The 16,542-nt window shown below is 46.8% G+C and carries 16 protein-coding genes; 7 read left to right on the forward strand and 9 right to left on the reverse strand.

The window, feature by feature from the left end:
• Positions 1–27 precede the first annotated feature (27 nt).
• The 5 genes from ACFQ1C_RS09985 (at position 28) to ACFQ1C_RS10005 (ending at position 5,166) form a co-directional block, all read left to right on the forward strand.
• Complete coding sequence (locus ACFQ1C_RS09985; RefSeq protein WP_379558462.1) at positions 28–1,017, forward strand: TRAP transporter substrate-binding protein; 990 nt, start codon at positions 28–30, stop codon at positions 1,015–1,017.
• A 100-nt stretch (positions 1,018–1,117) separates the two neighbouring features.
• On the forward strand, positions 1,118–1,684 hold the full coding sequence (locus ACFQ1C_RS09990) for a TRAP transporter small permease (RefSeq protein WP_379558463.1): 567 nt from the start codon (positions 1,118–1,120) through the stop codon (positions 1,682–1,684).
• Positions 1,685–1,717: 33 nt separating this feature from the next.
• Positions 1,718–2,998 carry a TRAP transporter large permease gene (locus ACFQ1C_RS09995; RefSeq protein WP_379558464.1) on the forward strand — a complete coding sequence of 427 codons (1,281 nt, stop codon included), beginning with the start codon at positions 1,718–1,720 and terminating at the stop codon, positions 2,996–2,998.
• A 46-nt stretch (positions 2,999–3,044) separates the two neighbouring features.
• The gene (locus ACFQ1C_RS10000) at positions 3,045–3,761 is read left to right on the forward strand and encodes an aspartate/glutamate racemase family protein (RefSeq protein WP_379558465.1); all 717 of its coding nucleotides are present in this window, start codon (positions 3,045–3,047) and stop codon (positions 3,759–3,761) included.
• A 142-nt stretch (positions 3,762–3,903) separates the two neighbouring features.
• Entirely contained in the window at positions 3,904–5,166 is a 1,263-nt protein-coding gene (locus ACFQ1C_RS10005) for a dicarboxylate/amino acid:cation symporter (RefSeq protein WP_379558466.1), read from the forward strand.
• Between the two features lie 93 nt (positions 5,167–5,259).
• On the opposite strand, the gene ACFQ1C_RS10010 is transcribed toward ACFQ1C_RS10005, so the two are convergent.
• From ACFQ1C_RS10010 to ACFQ1C_RS10030, 5 genes are all read right to left on the reverse strand, one after another.
• Positions 5,260–6,330 carry a LacI family DNA-binding transcriptional regulator gene (locus tag ACFQ1C_RS10010; RefSeq protein ID WP_379558467.1) on the reverse strand — a complete coding sequence of 357 codons (1,071 nt, stop codon included), beginning with the start codon at positions 6,328–6,330 and terminating at the stop codon, positions 5,260–5,262.
• A 204-nt stretch (positions 6,331–6,534) separates the two neighbouring features.
• Complete coding sequence (locus ACFQ1C_RS10015) at positions 6,535–7,536, reverse strand: TRAP transporter substrate-binding protein (protein WP_379558468.1); 1,002 nt, start codon at positions 7,534–7,536, stop codon at positions 6,535–6,537.
• 80 nt (positions 7,537–7,616) lie between these two features.
• Positions 7,617–8,849 (reverse strand): NAD(P)/FAD-dependent oxidoreductase, encoded by a 1,233-nt coding sequence (locus ACFQ1C_RS10020; RefSeq protein ID WP_379558469.1) that lies wholly within the window; start codon positions 8,847–8,849, stop codon positions 7,617–7,619.
• Between the two features lie 63 nt (positions 8,850–8,912).
• Complete coding sequence (locus ACFQ1C_RS10025) at positions 8,913–9,230, reverse strand: non-heme iron oxygenase ferredoxin subunit (protein ID WP_379558470.1); 318 nt, start codon at positions 9,228–9,230, stop codon at positions 8,913–8,915.
• A gap of 68 nt (positions 9,231–9,298) precedes the next feature.
• On the reverse strand, positions 9,299–10,267 hold the full coding sequence (locus ACFQ1C_RS10030) for a fatty acid desaturase (RefSeq protein WP_379558471.1): 969 nt from the start codon (positions 10,265–10,267) through the stop codon (positions 9,299–9,301).
• Positions 10,268–10,593: 326 nt separating this feature from the next.
• Here ACFQ1C_RS10030 and ACFQ1C_RS10035 point away from each other — a divergent pair, with 326 nt between their 5' ends.
• On the forward strand, positions 10,594–11,427 hold the full coding sequence (locus ACFQ1C_RS10035; protein ID WP_379558472.1) for a sugar phosphate isomerase/epimerase family protein: 834 nt from the start codon (positions 10,594–10,596) through the stop codon (positions 11,425–11,427).
• A 457-nt stretch (positions 11,428–11,884) separates the two neighbouring features.
• On the forward strand, positions 11,885–12,562 hold the full coding sequence (locus ACFQ1C_RS10040; protein ID WP_379558473.1) for a type 1 glutamine amidotransferase domain-containing protein: 678 nt from the start codon (positions 11,885–11,887) through the stop codon (positions 12,560–12,562).
• 88 nt (positions 12,563–12,650) lie between these two features.
• Here the strand turns inward: ACFQ1C_RS10040 and ACFQ1C_RS10045 are convergent, their stop codons facing one another.
• The 4 genes from ACFQ1C_RS10045 to osmF all read right to left on the reverse strand — a co-directional run bounded on the left by ACFQ1C_RS10045 (position 12,651) and on the right by osmF (position 16,541).
• A complete protein-coding gene (locus ACFQ1C_RS10045) occupies positions 12,651–13,403 on the reverse strand; it encodes an ABC transporter permease (protein ID WP_379558474.1) in 753 nt (250 codons plus the stop codon).
• Positions 13,400–14,347 (reverse strand): ABC transporter ATP-binding protein, encoded by a 948-nt coding sequence (locus ACFQ1C_RS10050; RefSeq protein WP_379558475.1) that lies wholly within the window; start codon positions 14,345–14,347, stop codon positions 13,400–13,402. Before ACFQ1C_RS10050 ends, ACFQ1C_RS10045 begins: the two co-directional genes overlap by 4 nt.
• Positions 14,344–15,495: an ABC transporter permease gene (locus tag ACFQ1C_RS10055; RefSeq protein ID WP_379558476.1), complete on the reverse strand. Its 1,152-nt coding sequence runs from the start codon at positions 15,493–15,495 to the stop codon at positions 14,344–14,346. The genes ACFQ1C_RS10050 and ACFQ1C_RS10055 overlap by 4 nt, the downstream gene beginning before the upstream one ends.
• Before the next feature lie 128 nt (positions 15,496–15,623).
• Complete coding sequence (osmF, locus tag ACFQ1C_RS10060) at positions 15,624–16,541, reverse strand: glycine betaine ABC transporter substrate-binding protein OsmF (protein ID WP_379558477.1); 918 nt, start codon at positions 16,539–16,541, stop codon at positions 15,624–15,626.
• Between the last annotated feature and the right edge of the window lies 1 nt (position 16,542).

The following is a 16,542-nucleotide window of genomic DNA, read 5'->3' on the forward strand; positions in this document are numbered from 1 at the left end:
TACATTGAGGTAATGAATATGTTCTCTATGACGAAGTTAGCAAAATGCCTGACCGTTTCTCTTGCCTGCGCTTCTGCAGCCCTGCCGGTGCTGGCGGATGCCAAGACCATGCGACTGGGCATGGGTGATCCGCTGGACTCGGATCAAGGTGCCTACGCCAGTCGCTTTAAGGATCTCGTGGAATATTATTCCGCCGGCGATATTAAGGTGACCCTATATCCCAACGGCGCTATCGGCTCGGAAACTGAGATGGTGCAGAATACACGACTAGGGTCGCTGGATATGGCGCTGGTCGGTATCGGTAACGTGACCCCCTTTTCCAAGGAGTTGGGGGTGCTGACCATGCCTTATGTTATCAAAAACACTTCCGATGCCGTCACTATTACCACCGGCTCTCTGGGGGATCATTGGAATCAACTGGCCCAGAAGCAAGTCGGCGTCAATATTCTGGGTTGGACCTACTCCAACTTCCGCCACTTAACCAACTCCAAGCGGCCAGTCAAGAACCTTGCAGACGTACAGGGGCTGAAGGTTCGAGTGCCGCAAAACCCGATCATGCTGGCCTCATGGGAGGCATGGGGCGCTAATCCTATTTCTATGGCGTGGACCGAAACGTTCACGGCACTTCAGCAGGGCGTGATTGACGGCCAAGATAATCCCTACATCGTCAACAACACCATGAAATTCTACGAAATTCAGGATTACGTGACCGAAATTCATCATCAGTACTCGCTACAGCCCTTGCTGATCGGCAAGCGTACCTTCGACAAAATGAGCGATGAAGAACGTAACCTTCTGACTCGTGCCGGTCTTGAAGCGCAGCAGTATGGACTGGTTTTCCAGATTTCTGAGGCCGAAAACGCGAAGCAGAACATGATCGATAACGGCATGGAAGTATCTATCCTAGAGGATGAAGATAAATGGATTGAGCTGGCCAAAGAAAAGGTTTGGCCTCAGTTCTATGACTCTATCGGTGGTAAAGAAAGCTTCGAGTCCGTGCTGGAGCAGTTGAAGTAACCCTGATTTTCGAATGCTGTTAACCGGTTTTGACGAAGTGGGTTGAAACTTGAATAAGTGGGAGGAGTCTTCACTCCGCTCCCTTTATCGGAGGATTACTATGTTTAAACTGTTAAAGCATATGGACAAGCTGGAAAGCTATGTGTGCCAGCTATTACTGTGTTTATTTGTGGTCTTGCTGTTTATACAGGTCATTTTGAGGGTGTTTTTCAACTACGGCATACCATGGAGTGAAGAGCTGTCCCGGTTTGCCTTTGTTTGGTTTGTTTTTCTTGGCGCATCTTACGCGGCAAGGCTGTCGGCCCATAACAGAGTGACTTTTCATCTGAGAATGATGCCGGAAAAAATGAGAAACGCAGTTGAGCTGATAGGCGATATTTTCTGGATTGCCTTCAATACCCTGATGACTCTCAAGAGTATCGAGGTGATTGACTCCATGATGGAGTTTACCTATTTCTCTCCTGCTCTGGATTGGTCGATGGCTTACCTATACATGATCTTCCCTATCTCATTCACCCTGACCAGCCTGCGTATTATCCAAGTGAATTACATGAAGCTGGTCTGCGGAGTGAAATTTGGTGATGTGGATGAGCCCAATCTGGAAGATAACATTATGAGCACGCCGACTTCAAAGACTGGGCACCATGGTAATGGTCCCTTGGCTTGATAGATGGATTTTTTGGGATAAGAGGTTCAGATAATGACAGCTCCCTTTATTTTATTTGGTATGTTTTTCTTTTTGCTGGTGATAGGTTCCCCCATAGTCGTGGCCTTGGGGGCGTCGGCGCTAACCGTCTATCTGGCGGCCGGTGATGACTTTGTGTCTCTGGTGCAGACAGCATGGAACGCGGTTGATTCCTTCCCCATCATGGCTCTGCCTGCTTTTATTCTGTCCGGCGCCTTGATGCAAAGCGCGGGCATTTCACGCCGACTGGTGCACATTGCCGAAGTGATGGCTGGCCCCATGGCGGGTGGACTGGGCTTTTCCGCCATTCTTGCCAGCATGTTTTTTGGTGCTATTTCGGGTTCGGGCCCGGCGACAACGGCGGCGGTGGGCATGCTGATGATCCCTGCCATGGTCGACAGGGGTTATGGGCGCAGTTATGCGGGGGCGCTAACCGCCTCGTCCGGTGGACTTGGGGTGGTGATCCCGCCCAGTATTCCCATGGTGATTTATGGAGTTACTGCCAGTGAATCGATTACCAAATTATTCATGGCGGGTATTTTGCCGGGGGTCATGCTGGCCGGTGGCCTGATGATTGCCAACTATATGATCAGTAAAAAGAGAGGCTACACCGCCGGCACTGTGCATGAGCCTGGCGCACTGCGTAAGGCTTGTAAAGACGGTATCTGGGCGATACTGGCACCGGTAGTTATCTTGGGCGGCATCTATTCGGGACTCTTTACCCCCACCGAAGCCGCCGTAGTGTCGGTATTCTATACCCTCTTTATCGGTATTTTCGTTCATAAAGAGCTGAAGCTGGATGGTTTCAAGGAATCGCTGAACTCCACTACTTGGCTGACCGGCCGAGTGCTGATCATCATGTTCACTGCCACCGCCTTTGGCCGGATCCTAGTAGAGAACGACATTCCGGGGATGATTGCCCAGTCGATGTTGGAAATGACTGGCAGCCTGGCACTGATCTGGATCATGGTGATCGTATTTCTGATTTTCGTCGGTATGTTTTTGGAAACACTGGCGACTATCATGATTGTTACGCCGGTACTGTTACCAGTAATGGTCAGTCTGGGCGTAGATCCCATTCACTTTGGTATTGTTTTAGTATGCTGCTGTGAAATTGGCTTTTCTACCCCACCGCTGGGAGAAAATATGTTTATCAGCTCCAGTATTGCCAAGGTTTCCATTGAAGAAATATCGGTTCAGGCGATTCCCTTTGTGCTGGTGCAAGTATTTGTAGTGGTGCTACTGGCTTTCTTCCCTGAGTTGGTGCTTTGGCTACCTGAGCTATTCGGATATTGATTCTGTCGCGAAGGCGGCTGAGTCATCATTGTATGGATGAAGATAAATGAGTGAACAAACAGTTGGTGTAATAGGAGGCATGGGACCGGAGGCGACGGTGGACTTAATGCGCCGTGTGATTGCCGCCACTCCGGCTCGGGATGATATCGACCATATTCATATGCTGGTCGATAACAACCCCAAAGTTCCGTCCCGGATTAAGGCATTGATAGAGGGCTCGGGCGAAAGCCCTGCTCCTTTCATGGCCAAAATGGCCCAGGGACTGGAGCAAGCCGGAGTGGACTTTCTGGTGATTCCATGTAATACCGCGCACATGTATTACCCAGAGGTGGTAGCCGCGGTTTCCGTTCCTGTGGTGAACATTCTCGATGTGACGGTGGAGCATGTGAAGCGCTGTCAGCCGGATATTCGCAAGGTAGGCATGTTGGCCTCCACGGCCGTCGAAAATATCCGTTTGTATCATGACAAATTCGATGTCGAGAATGTAGAGACTCTGTTCCCATCTTTAGAGCATCAGAACAATGTGATGGAATTAATCAAGCGGGTGAAAGCAAAGACGCATGATGTAGACATTTTAGCCAAATATAACGAAGCGGCCGCATACCTGAAATTAATGGGAGCCGAATGTATTGTTCTTGCCTGTACCGAGTTGTCGGTGATTTCCGATAAGCTGACCACAGAGCTACCTGTTTATGATGCCTCGCAGCTGTTGGCAGAACATATCGTTTACAGGGTAAAGGGAGCGATAAAAGAGTCAGCTTGATGATATTAGCACTGACCTTGAAAATACGGCTTTCAGATTTTTAATGTGACGTTGAATGGCATTCTGTTTTTCTTTTTTAGGAATCTCAGTAATGCCATTTTTTTCGCTAAGGCTATGAATAAAAAAGAAAAGGAGTTCGACGATGAGTACCCTAACGGCGCAGGTAAAAATGAAAGATGTCAACTGGTGGAAAAGACTGCAGGTTTGGCAGAAGGTGTTAATAGGGTTGATACTGGGGGCCGCAACCGGCTTCCTGTTAGGAGGAAATGCAGCGGTTTTGCATCCCATCGGCAAAGCTTTTATCGCCGCCATCAAGATGCTGGTTGTCCCCCTGATTTTTATCTCTTTGGTGTGTGGTGTCACCGCCATCAAAGACGTGACCCGCATGGGGCGGATAGGAATAAAAACCTTTGTTGCCTATATAGTGACCACAGCCATCGCCATTCCCATTGGCCTAATTTTGGCTATCTGGCTTGAACCTGGTGTTGGTATGGATCTTGGTAGTGCGACGGCTATTGATGTGAAGTCGCCGCCAAGTATCGTCGACACCCTGCTGAATATTATCCCAACCAACCCCTTTGCCTCCTTTGCCAACGGTGATGTGCTGCAGATCATCCTGTTCGCTATCTTTCTCGGTATCGCTATCAACCTGGTCGGCGAAAAAGCGGATCCGGTGAGAAAGGTGTTCGATGCTTTTGCTGATGTGATGTACAAGCTGACCGATCTAGTGATTGCTTTCGCCCCTTACGGTGTATTCGCATTAATTGCTACCACCACCGGTCAATACGGTCTGGAAGTGTTATTGCCCTTGGGTAAGGTTATTCTTGGTGTCTATCTCGGCTGTATCATCCATGCAGTGGTAACCTTGGGCGGGGGATTGGCACTTCTGGCTCGTTTAAATCCTATTATGTTTTTCAAAGGAATTTTCGAAGCTCAGCTGGTCGCCTTCAGCACGACTACTGCCGCCGGTACACTGCCCGTAACCATGTCTTGTGCGCGTGATAATCTGGGCGTTTCCAAAGATATTGCCAGTTTTGTTTTGCCTGTGGGTACCACTATTAACCTAGATGGCACCGCACTCTATCAGGCTCTGACAGCCGTATTCATTGCTCAAGCCTATGGTATTGATTTGGGTATGGCCGAATACGGCATGATACTGCTAACCGCAATCTTAGCTTCTATCGGAACCGCATCAGTACCCGGCGGTGGCCTGATTGTACTTTCTCTCGTGCTGAGTTCGGTTGGCCTACCACTCGAAGGGATTGCCTTGGTAGCCGGTATCGACCGGATCCTAGATATGGCTAGGACCACGATTAATGTCACGGGTGATGCGGCCGTATCCGTGTTGATCGCCCATAGCGAAGGTGAGTTGGACAAGGACATATATTACAAGAAAGCCGGGTGATCTTAATATTCTGTATATATAATGGGAGCACTGAGGTGCTCCCATTATAAAAACATCAATTGGTAGCGTTCATAATCCGTAAATAAACCTACTTTACAGATGGTGGACTGTATCTCGAATAATTAAATTGAAGTCGAGCTCTGTGCGTATGAGCTCGTAGTCATTATCAAGGCAAGAAAGTAGATATTCAGCGGCCAGCATTCCCATTTTTTGCGCAGGAACATGGACGGTTGTTAAAGCGGGCATCATATTTTTGGATATTTCTAAATCATCAAAGCCAGTAATAGATAGCGAATCAGGAATATTAATTCCAAGTTTCTGACACTCCAACATGGCGCCAATTGCAAATAAATCACTGCCACATATTATGGCCGTGGGTGGATCTTTTTCTGACATTAGCTGCCGTAACGCTATGCGGCCACCCTCCATACTATAGGGAACTTCCAGTATTCTTTGATCTGGGTTCGCTATATTTCTAATCTTCAGTGCCTCAATAAAACCGGCTTTTCGTTCCCGTGAGCGATCATTCGCTTGCGTTATTCCTCCACCAACAATCATCGCTATATTTCGATGGCCTAAATCCAGTACATGGTCTGTCATCATGTGAACGGCTTTACGGTTGTCGAAGCCTATGCAGGAGTACTTACTGTTTTTATCGTAAGCCCATGTATTTACAAATGGAGTTCTACTACGCTCTAAAAGTTCGTACAGGCTTGGGTCGTGATCCAACCCAACGAGAACTATGCCATCAACGCCATGAAAAATGAGGCTTTTAGCATGTCGGAGTTCTTCTTCTCGATCATAGTTGGAAATAGCCAATAACGTGGAATTGTTGGCTGCAAACAATCGCTCTTGTAATGCTTGAACGCCTTTTGCAAAACTTGCAATATCAAGGGTGGGCACAATCACCCCTATAGTACGAGAGCGTTGTGTTGCCAGTGCACGAGCAACACCGTGGGGAGTATAGGAGAGGGTTGAAATCGAGGCCTCGACCTTTGCCCGAAGGGCCGGGGTTACCTTATCCGGATCGCTAAAACAGCGTGAGACTGTTGCAGTTGAGACTTGCGCGTGTTTCGCTACATCAGCGAGAGTAGCCTTGCGGTATTCCCTTGAACGACTTTCTTCATGGGGGGTATTTACGTCGTCTTTGTTATTTAAACTCATGTGCAATCTCGACAGGGGTAACGGACCTTTATTAGTACAACACCTATGAAATGTCAATGTTTTTAAGTGTGATAGGTATAGGTAGCCTTTATTACTGGCGTTTTCGTCCGGTGCAGGCTTGAGCGACCAAAACATTATTGTTTGACGGTGTTCGATTGGGAAATACACACTACTCGTCAGCGAGCAGTGTGTATTTTGTTTTGTTTAATCTGCAATTTGCCTTATGATTTCTTCAAAATTATCACGACCACCTATTGAATCGTAATATTTTGGCCATACCTTTTCTTGCGCTATCTTTATCCATTCTTCTTCATCTTCCAGTATGGATACTTCAACACCGTTTTTTATCATGTTTTGTTTGGCTTTATCGGCTTCTGTTATTTGGAAGAGCATGGCATGTTGTTGGGCTTCAAGTGCTGAACGGACTATGATGTCTTTATTTTCAGCGTTCATCTTGTTAAATTTATTTTTACCAACCAACAGCGGCTGAAGGGCATATAAATAATGAACCTCTGTGAGATAATCCTGCACTTCATAGAACTTCATTGAATTGTTGACGATATAGGGATTATCTTGGCCATCAACAACTCCTTGCTGAAGCGCCGTAAACGTTTCTGTCCATGACATTGCTATCGGGTTAGCTCCCCATGCTTCCCATGAAGCTAGCATGATTTTATTCTGAGGGACTCGTATCTTGAGACCTTGCAGGTCCTGAAGATTACGTACCGGACGTTTAGAGTTGGTTAGGTAGCGGAAATTTGAGTAGGTCCATCCTAAGATGCGTACTCCTGCCTGCTCCTGAGCAATAGTATTCCAGCGGTCGCCCAGAGCCCCCGTCGTGACTTTTAGAGCGTCATTAGTACTTTTAATAAGGTAAGGCATGGTTAATACGCCTAGCTTATCGGAAAATGGTGCTACATTGTTGATGGCGACTAATGCCATATCTAAGGCACCAAGACGTGTATTTTGCACCATTTCTACTTCATCGCCCAAAGCACCATTAGGGTATAAAGTGATATTGAGATCTCCATCTGAATAATGTTCAACCAACTCTTTAAAGCGTGTAGCGTAGGCTCCTTGATCCGAATTCAGTGGATCACCCATTCCCAGCTTTAAGGTTTCTCCATAACTCATTAGTGGCATGCTTGAGAGAGCACAGGTGGCTGTTAAACCTATAACTTTGGCTATTTTTTTTACCGACATCATATTGTATTCCTTTCAGTTGATAAATAAGAGTCCATTCAGTGTGCATGATTTTTGATACTAATTTCTTATGAGCTAACAGTCTATTTTTCCTTAGCCAGCTGGCGTAATGATAGAGATAAATCTGTAAGCATTGTTTCGGTAAGACGATTTTTTGAATATATCAAACGCCTGGCGAATGACATATCTCTACCCGCATTAACGCCAGCCACAGCAGTTATTATTCCGTCTTCTAGGTTGAATAGTATAAAGCTTCCTGACTCAATTTCTCCACGTAAAATTGGAGTATTCCAGACTCCTGGTAAACCAGCAATTTGCAGGTTTATGTCATATTGATCTGACCAAAACCAGGGTATTTCGCTGTGTATTTCCTTCTTGCCACACATATTATGAGCGGCAACGATTGCTTGATTTTGCGCATTTTGCCAACTTTCTAATCGAATGCGCTTATCAAGCAAAGAGTTAAAGTGATTAGTGCAATCACCAGCGGCATATATGGCTGAGTCAGAGGTGTTGCAAAATGAATCTGTGAGTATGCCATTATCTACTGCTAAACCTGAGTTTATTGCAAGTGAAGTTTCAGGCTCCACACCGATACCAATGACAACTAAATCGGCTTCTATAATCGAACCATCATCTAATACAACTAGACTAAAACCATTTTCATCTCTATCTATTTTTAATGGTGTGGAATTAAAATATAAATGAGCGCCTTCTGACTGATGTCGTGAGGCTATATACTGGCTAATTAGTGGAGGAACAGCTCTGCCCATCAGTCTCTCACCAGATTCGACTATAGACACAGTTACACCTCGTAGAGATGCGCTAGCAGCAACCTCAAGTCCGATAAATCCGCCTCCAATCACTACCAGCTTTTTCCCCTTGGTAAGCTGACTTGAAAGAAGCTTTGCATCATTCAATGTACGTAAGTAATGAATACTAGGGTGCTCTGTTCCTGGTATATTCAGTCGCCTAACGCGAGCGCCAGTTGTTATTAATAGCTTTTCATAGGTAAAAGTGCGTCCGTCAGTACACGTAATCATTTTATTATTTTGATCAAGCCCATCTGCGGTTGTACCTAGTACTAGTTCAACGTTTTTTTCTGCGTACCAGTTACTGTCATTAATGAATGTAACTTCATTGCTTTTTTCATTAATAAGCAGCTCCTTTGATAGAGCTGGACGTTCATAAGGAAGCTCATGCTCAGCTCCTATGAGGGTAATGAGGCCGGTATAACCAGCCTCACGCATTGCTTCTATGGCGCGGCCTGCCGCATGACCGCCACCAATAATTACAAAGCCAGGTTTAATATTCATGAACACCTCTTTTGCTCTAAACAGGCACTATGTTGGCGCTATAATACAAGGCTGTATATGGGTTTATTCAACAATTTGGACATATATTTGACCATCCACCACCTTTACTGGGAAGGTCTCAATAGGAACACTTACCGGTGCGCCATCTGGTTTCCCCGACGGTATATGGAAGCGACCTTGATGCAGAGGGCATTCAATTCTATCTCCTATTACTACACCATCAGATAAGCAGGCATGCCCATGGGTACATAAATCATGAGTGGCATAATAATTGCCCTTTGCATTATAAACGGCTAAAACTTTATCTAAAACTTTTACTTGGATAACATCTTCAACTTCTATTTCATCTGCCGATGCAACTTGATGCCATGAATTTGTCATTTTTTCATCCTCGTAATTTTCGCAGTCAAAATAATTAATTGTTATGTTTTATTAAGAGGCTTAAAAGCCTAATTGTTTTCTTGTTTTTTTGATGTTTCCCATGTGATTCCTTGTTGTCTAAATAACCGTCTCAGAACTTGAGCATGGACTTTAAGATAACTATCTGCTGTTGGAAAAAGTTTATCTTTTACTTGCTCATGTAGTCTGGGGAGAGCATGAAATGGTACCATCGGACTTAAATGGTGCTCTGCATGATAAGGCATATTCCAAAATAGAAACCTTACTAATCTTGAGGTTTTAGTTGTACGAGTATTCTCTCTTAAATCTGGCCCTTCTTCACATTCGCCATGTTCAGCAACCCGTAACCAGCGCATGAAGGGCTCACCGACTAGGCGAGGTATTATCCAATAGGTAAGAGGAGCCCAAGAATTTGCATAAATTGCCATCAAGGCTATGCCCAAATAGATAGCTATAATAATACGGGCTTCACGTACTACTCGTGGTACTTCCTCATCAGGCAAATAGTATCGATATTTAGGGTTAACACTGCCTAGCGAATGACGAATTAGCCAACTTATATTTCTAGCCCAGAAGGGGACTGATGAAATATAAACGATATAATTCCACACAGTAGCTTGTCTGGGGAATATCATATCCTGGTCTCGGCCACGAACCTGAGTATATGTATGATGAGCTGCGTGAGAATACCGGAAAAAAACAGGAGGTACTATATAAATTAAAGACACTAACCAATAGACACTTTCATTCAACCAACGGGTGCGGAATGGTGTACCATGGCTACATTCATGTACTGGCGCAAATAGAAAAGCCATCACTATGCCGTAGGCTAACATAGCGGGAACAATCCACCATGTATCGAGAGATAGGTATACTAGATAACCGGTGGCTCCCAATATTGCCATATGTCCAAAAAAATAAATTAAGCCATGTCGGTCAGTCCGTTTAACATAATATTTCAGCTCCTTCCGACTGATTACTTCCTTAGAACCGAAAGCAACTTCAGTTGTATTATCCATTACTTAACTCCTTTTCTCTCGTTTAAATGTAAGCGGTTACATTTGATTGGTTACAAGGTTATCCCTGGTCGTGTGTTGTGTCAACCCGTTTGTTGCGAGAATGTTGAATGTTGTGATTTTTGTTTTTAAGTGTTTGATTTTTATGTTTATTTGACTTTTGCTTTTGTTTTTTTTGTTGATGTGATGTTTATATGGTAGCTTTTATGTTGATAATGATGAGGTTTCGCTCGAGAGTTTAAATTTGTTGACTTTGTTTGTTGTTATGTAAATTATTAAGTGAAATATTTTTTCATGTTTTATACTTTTTAATTATTCGAGGTGTGTAAATGCAGAGCTTGTTAGTTTTTCAATCCTTGTGGGCAATGGAAAGAAGACATACAGATGGTTATGAACGACCACTTGAAGATAACTTGAAAATGATAAAAAATGCAGGTTTCGATGGCGTTAGTTATAGTTATGAAAATAGGAAAGTAGTTGAGCAAGTATCTTCATTTATTGCTGATAACAATATGTCTGCAGAGGCGATGTGTTACCCTCGAAGTATTGATGATTTAAAACCAATCTTGGATAATGCTGCTGAGTTTGGAGCAAGGCATGTCACACTCCAAGCCGATATCAGGCCATATACATTACAGGAATGCATCCCTATTATTGAAGGGTGGAAACGTCTCGAAGATGAATATAATATTCCAGTTTATATCGAGACGCATCGTAATCGAATGACAACAGATCTTTATTTTACCTTGCACTTGCTTGAAGCGTTTCCTTCTTTGAAGTTCACTGCTGATTTGTCTCATTATCTAGTGGGGCGGGAATTTATGTGGCCAGTGAGTGAAGAGGACCACAGCTATATTTATAAGATATTAGATAATAGCCTTTCATTCCACGGTCGAGTCGCTAGTCGTGAACAAATTCAGATAGAAATTAGCTTTCCACATCATAAGAAATGGGTTGATTTGTTTATGATGTGGTGGAGTTATGGTTTTAAAAGCTGGAAGAGCCGGGCTGATAAGAATGATAGCCTAATTTTTACATGTGAAATTGGACCTAATCCATACGCAATTACTGGGCCTGATGGGAATGATCTTACAGATAGGTGGGAAGACTCCCTCATAATGAAGAGAATGGTCAAACATCTTTGGGATACACTGGATTGTTAAATCAGTTTATAAGTAGATAAAAATTATTCCTATATTAATTATGAACCTTAGCTAATTTTCATAGCTCATCTGTATCGGAGAGGTTCTTATCGCTGTAAAGAAAAATCGCGGTAACATCTTCTCCAAATCGAAACGAATGTTAAAATGATAGCAATAGAAAAGATCGGCTATAAATTGACTTTAAATAGAAGAAATTTGCCTCTTTAACAAATTAACTCATGTATTCGCTCTGACCCACATCCCACTGACTTCACATGAAAAAAATACGCTAACTCATCTTAGGTTACGTGACATCCTAGACCCAAATTATTCGTTGCCCACCGGATAGGGTGGGAGCGTTAACCCCCTAAAGGTCATGCGTAATGAGAAGAACTTATGTCTACTCTGTTAACACTTTCCCCCTCACCAAGTAATCAGCTAGGCTGGTAAGCATATGTACTTAAACCTAGGAGTCAGAATGCATATTTTGATGGTCATGACCTCTCACGATCAGTTGGGCGACAGTGGTAAGAAGACTGGCCTTTGGCTTGAGGAGTTTGCCGCACCTTTCTATGTACTAAAAGACGCAGGGGCCACTATTACGCTGGCTAGCCCTAAAGGTGGTAAGCCACCGATAGATCCCAATAGCGTGGAGCCCGATGCCCTTACTCCTGCCACCGAGCGGTTATCGGGTGATGCCGATACCGAGGCTCAGTTTGCTAACACCCGTAAGTTAAACGACGTTTCAGCCTCTGAGTTTGATGCGGTGTTTTATCCGGGTGGCCACGGGCCCTTGTGGGATCTGGCCGAAGACTCCGACTCGATTCGTCTAATTGAAGAGATGTTTGCCGCCAACAAGCCGGTGGCGAGCGTGTGTCATGCGCCAGGTGTGCTGCGTCATGTTAAAGCGACGGATGGTGAGTCATTGGTGAGCGGTAAACGGGTGACTGGCTTTAGTAACAGCGAAGAAGAAGCCGTGCAGTTAACCGATATAGTGCCGTTTTTGGTTGAAGACATGTTGAAAGCCAATGGCGGCGATTATCACAAGGCGGACGACTGGCAGGTTCATGTCGAAACCGACGGCTTGTTAATCACCGGCCAAAATCCGGCATCATCAGCCGCTACCGCCGAGGCCTTGCTGGCGCTACTTCAGTGACCCATTCATTAACGAGCCCTTCGGGCAGCTGTACGCCTGAAGCCGTAAGCTGTCAGATAAACACCGCTTTTTGGTCTTTGCTGATCGCTTAAAGCTTACGGCTTACCGCTGGCGATAGCCGCCGTTCTAAGCGTAGTAAGAGCGTATCGATAATGATGGCCATTAACGCCACCATGATGCCACCTTGCAGCACGAAGGCCATATTGTCGGTGAGTAAACCGGCAATAATTACCTCACCAAAGCCTTTTGCCGCCACCGTAGATCCTATGGTGGCGGTACCTATACTGATAACCAGTGAAATTCGAATTCCCGCGACGATTAAAGGTAACGCCAGTGGTAGCTCTACCGACCACAGTTGCTGGCGCGGACTCATGCCCATGCCTCGGGCGGCTTCACATACCCGCTCGGGTACTTGCTGCAAGCCGGTGACGGTATTTTCATAGATGGGCAGCATGCCATAGAGAAATAGTGCCACTAGGGTGGGGGTGAGACCAAAACCCAGCGCCGGTACTGCCAGTGCCAATACCGCTACCGGCGGAAAGGTCTGGCCTAAATTTGCGATGGCACGAGCCAAGGGTAAAAATTCTCGGCCACCAGCACGAGTCACCCAAATGCCGCCGAGTAGGGCCACCAGAGTGGCGGCGGCGATGGCGAGCAAGACGGCCGTCAGATGCCAGAGCAGGAGATTAAAGACGCTGTCGCGGGTATAGATAGCGGGCGCTCGTTCGTCGACAAAATGGCGAAACAGCGGAGCTAACCATTCTATATTAACGGTCATTAGCAGCAGTAGCAGCAAGGGAAGACCGAGCCCCAGCCAGCTGCGAGCGGGCGGCACCTTCATGCTCGCGCACCCTGTTGCAGCAGCTCATGCATCGAAACGTGGCCAATGATTTGGCCGGCAGCATCCACTACTTGCAGCTGCTCTACCTGCTCCCAAATCAGTAATGCCATGGCCTCTCGCAGGTTGGCATTGGCATTAATGGTCGGTAGTTGGCCGATTGGCTGTGCTGTTTGCGCGCTCATGATTTGGCTGACTTGTTTGGTACTGAGCAGGCGCAGCGGTCGCTCGGTGCCGCCCACTAGTTCCTGCACAAAGCCAGCCTTAGGGTGACGTAGCAGAACTTCTGGAGTGTCCAGCTGCAGTAACTCGCCTTTATCCATAACGGCAATCACATCAGCCATTTTTATGGCTTCTTCTAGGTCGTGAGTCACCATAATAATGGTGATCTCCAGTAGCTGCTGGATCTTCAGTAACTCATCTTGTAGCAGCTCTCGGGTTAGCGGGTCCAGGGCACCGAAAGGCTCGTCCATCAGTAGTAATTCTGGTTTAGCGGCCAGCGCCCGAGCCACGCCTACCCGTTGTTGCTCGCCGCCCGACAATTGATGGGGATATTTGCCGGCAAAGGTGGCGGCATCCAGTTTGAATAGAGTCAGCAGCTCGACTACTCGCGCATCAATATCCGCTTTTTTCCAGCCCAGCAGCTTAGGCACGGTCGCAATGTTCTGATGAATGGTGCGATGCGGAAACAGGCCGACGCCTTGAATGACGTAGCCGATGCGCCGACGTAGCTGTTCTGGCGGTAGTGTGGTGACATCTTGACCCTTAATCAAAATTTGCCCTTGGCTGGGTTCAATCAGCCGATTGAGCATGCGCAGCATGGTGGACTTTCCGCAGCCAGAGGTGCCCACTAACACACAGAACTGGCCGCTATCTACTTTGAACGTGAGGTCATTGACGGCAATTTGTGTGCCAAACTGCTTGCTTAGTGATTTTACTTCGATCATGCTTTATCGCCTCGTTGCAGGGCTATTAGAGTGTCGATAACAATGGCGAATAAAAAAGCCAAGATCAGAGTCGGTACCGCACCCAGTATCACCAAGTCGGTGGCGGTTTGGCCTAAGCCCTGAAAGATATAGGTACCAAAACCACCACCACCAACTAGCGCTGCCACCGCGACGAGACCGATATTCATTGTCACCACTACCCGCAGTCCGGTCAGGATCACCGGTAACGCCAGTGGAAATTCCAACTGCCACAATCGCTGCCGGTGGCTCATACCCATTCCCGTAGCGGCGTCTCGCACACTGGCATCAATTTGATCGAAGCCGAGCGCGGTATTGCTGACAATCGGGAGCAATGAATAGAAAAACAGTGCGATTACCGCAGGTGCAGCGCCTATGCCGCGAATGCCGAGCTCGCCCAGCAGTGGATAATTGTTAGCTAACAGGCTCAACGGAATCATCAGCAGGCCGAACATGGCCAGACTGGGAATGGTCTGTAAGATGTTAAGTACCGGAAATACCGCGGCTTTTAGGCTGGCCGAGCGATGACAGCGTACCCCTAGCGGAATACCGATCAGTATGGCGGGTATGATGCTACCGAGTGACAGCTGTAAGTGGCGAATCGCCTGGCTCCAGAAGTTAGTCTGGTTGTGATATTCCCGTAATAGCGACAGTGAGTCCCAATAACCACTGGCGAGCAATATCAGCACCGATCCTATGATTAACGTCACCAGTGCCAGCCGAGACAGCGGGCCTAATACCAGCTTGATAGTGGCATCTGTGATCAACAGTGCTAACCAAAAAATCGCCAGCCAAAATCCACCGTTAAGAGAGACTCTGGCCAGGGGACTGGCCTCGACCAACAGCTGAGATGCGCTAACACCAACGGTATAAAGCAGCGTCATTAGGGTTACTAGGGTTATCAGCATCCGGATGTGAATTACATTTTTTAAAAGCGATAACATGATAGTAAGCGCTAACAAAGCTAGCAGAGGAGTTAGCGTCGTGAGGCTGGCCGCATCCAGCAGGCCTATGCTCTGGCCGGGCATAATGCGGTTAGGTTGCAGGCTGACGAAGGGCAGGGAAAACACCGACAGCAGTAGAGCTAATCCGAGCGTGCTACCGACCTTGTCCAAATTAGAAAACTTCAAAAAGACTCCAGAAATATAGATAAAGGTTCGTCACGGCAATATAAACTCACCCATACGGGCTCTACCGCGCCATTCTGGGCGCGGAGGGTCTACTTTTCGGTATCTGGCTTCTGTCTAGGGTCTGTTAGTTAATCCTGTAAAAAGCCCTTCTCGGATAGGTAGCTTTTGGCGACGGCTTGAGCACTTTCGCCACCAATGGCGATGCGGCTGTTTAGCTGTTGCAGGGTTTTGACGTCCAACGACAGAAAAATAGGCTCCAAAATTGTGGCGATCTCGGGATGAGCCTGCAAAATCTGCTCGCGCACTATGGGAGCAGGAGCGTAGACGGGTTGTACGCCCTTATCGTCTTCCATTACCACTAAGCCGACCGAGGCGATGGCGCCGTCTGTGCCGTACACCATGGCTGCATTGGTATTATCGGTCTGCAGCGCCGCCGCCTTAATGGTGGCCGCCGTGTTACCTCCGGCCAGCACTAATAGCTGTTTATCGCTTAGCGTGAAGTCATAGGTTTGCTGAAAGGCAGGCAATACCGCAGGGCTCGACACAAACTCGGCCGATGCGGCTAGTTTGATATCGCCACCTTGGCTGACGTAGCGACCGAAGTCGGACATGGTCTGTAACTGATTATTATCGGCAATGTCCTGGCGTAGTGCTATGGCCCAGGTATTGTTGGCGTTGGCGGGCGTTAGCCACACCAGCTTATGTTGGTCGTAATCCAGCTGTTTGGCTTGCTCGTAACCCTGTTGCAGGTCTCGCCATACTGAGTCTTCTTCTTGGTTGTGGAAAAAAGCGGCGTTGCCGGTATATTCTGGGTAGATATCGATTTCGCCAGAGATAATGGCCTTGCGCACGATAGGAGTACCGCCCAGCTGGGCGCGATTTTCTACTTCGAGTCCGGCGTTTTCTAACGCTAGATAGATGACATTACCCAGCAGACCGCCTTCGGTATCTATCTTGGAAGAAACTACGATGGCGTCGGCGGCTAACACTGGCGTAGCCACGACTAAAGAAAGGGTAAACATGGCCGAAGCCAACGACTTTTTCATG

This window comes from Oceanisphaera ostreae (genome assembly GCF_042676125.1).
In the GTDB taxonomy this organism is placed as follows: Bacteria; Pseudomonadota; Gammaproteobacteria; order Enterobacterales; family Aeromonadaceae; genus Oceanimonas; species Oceanimonas ostreae.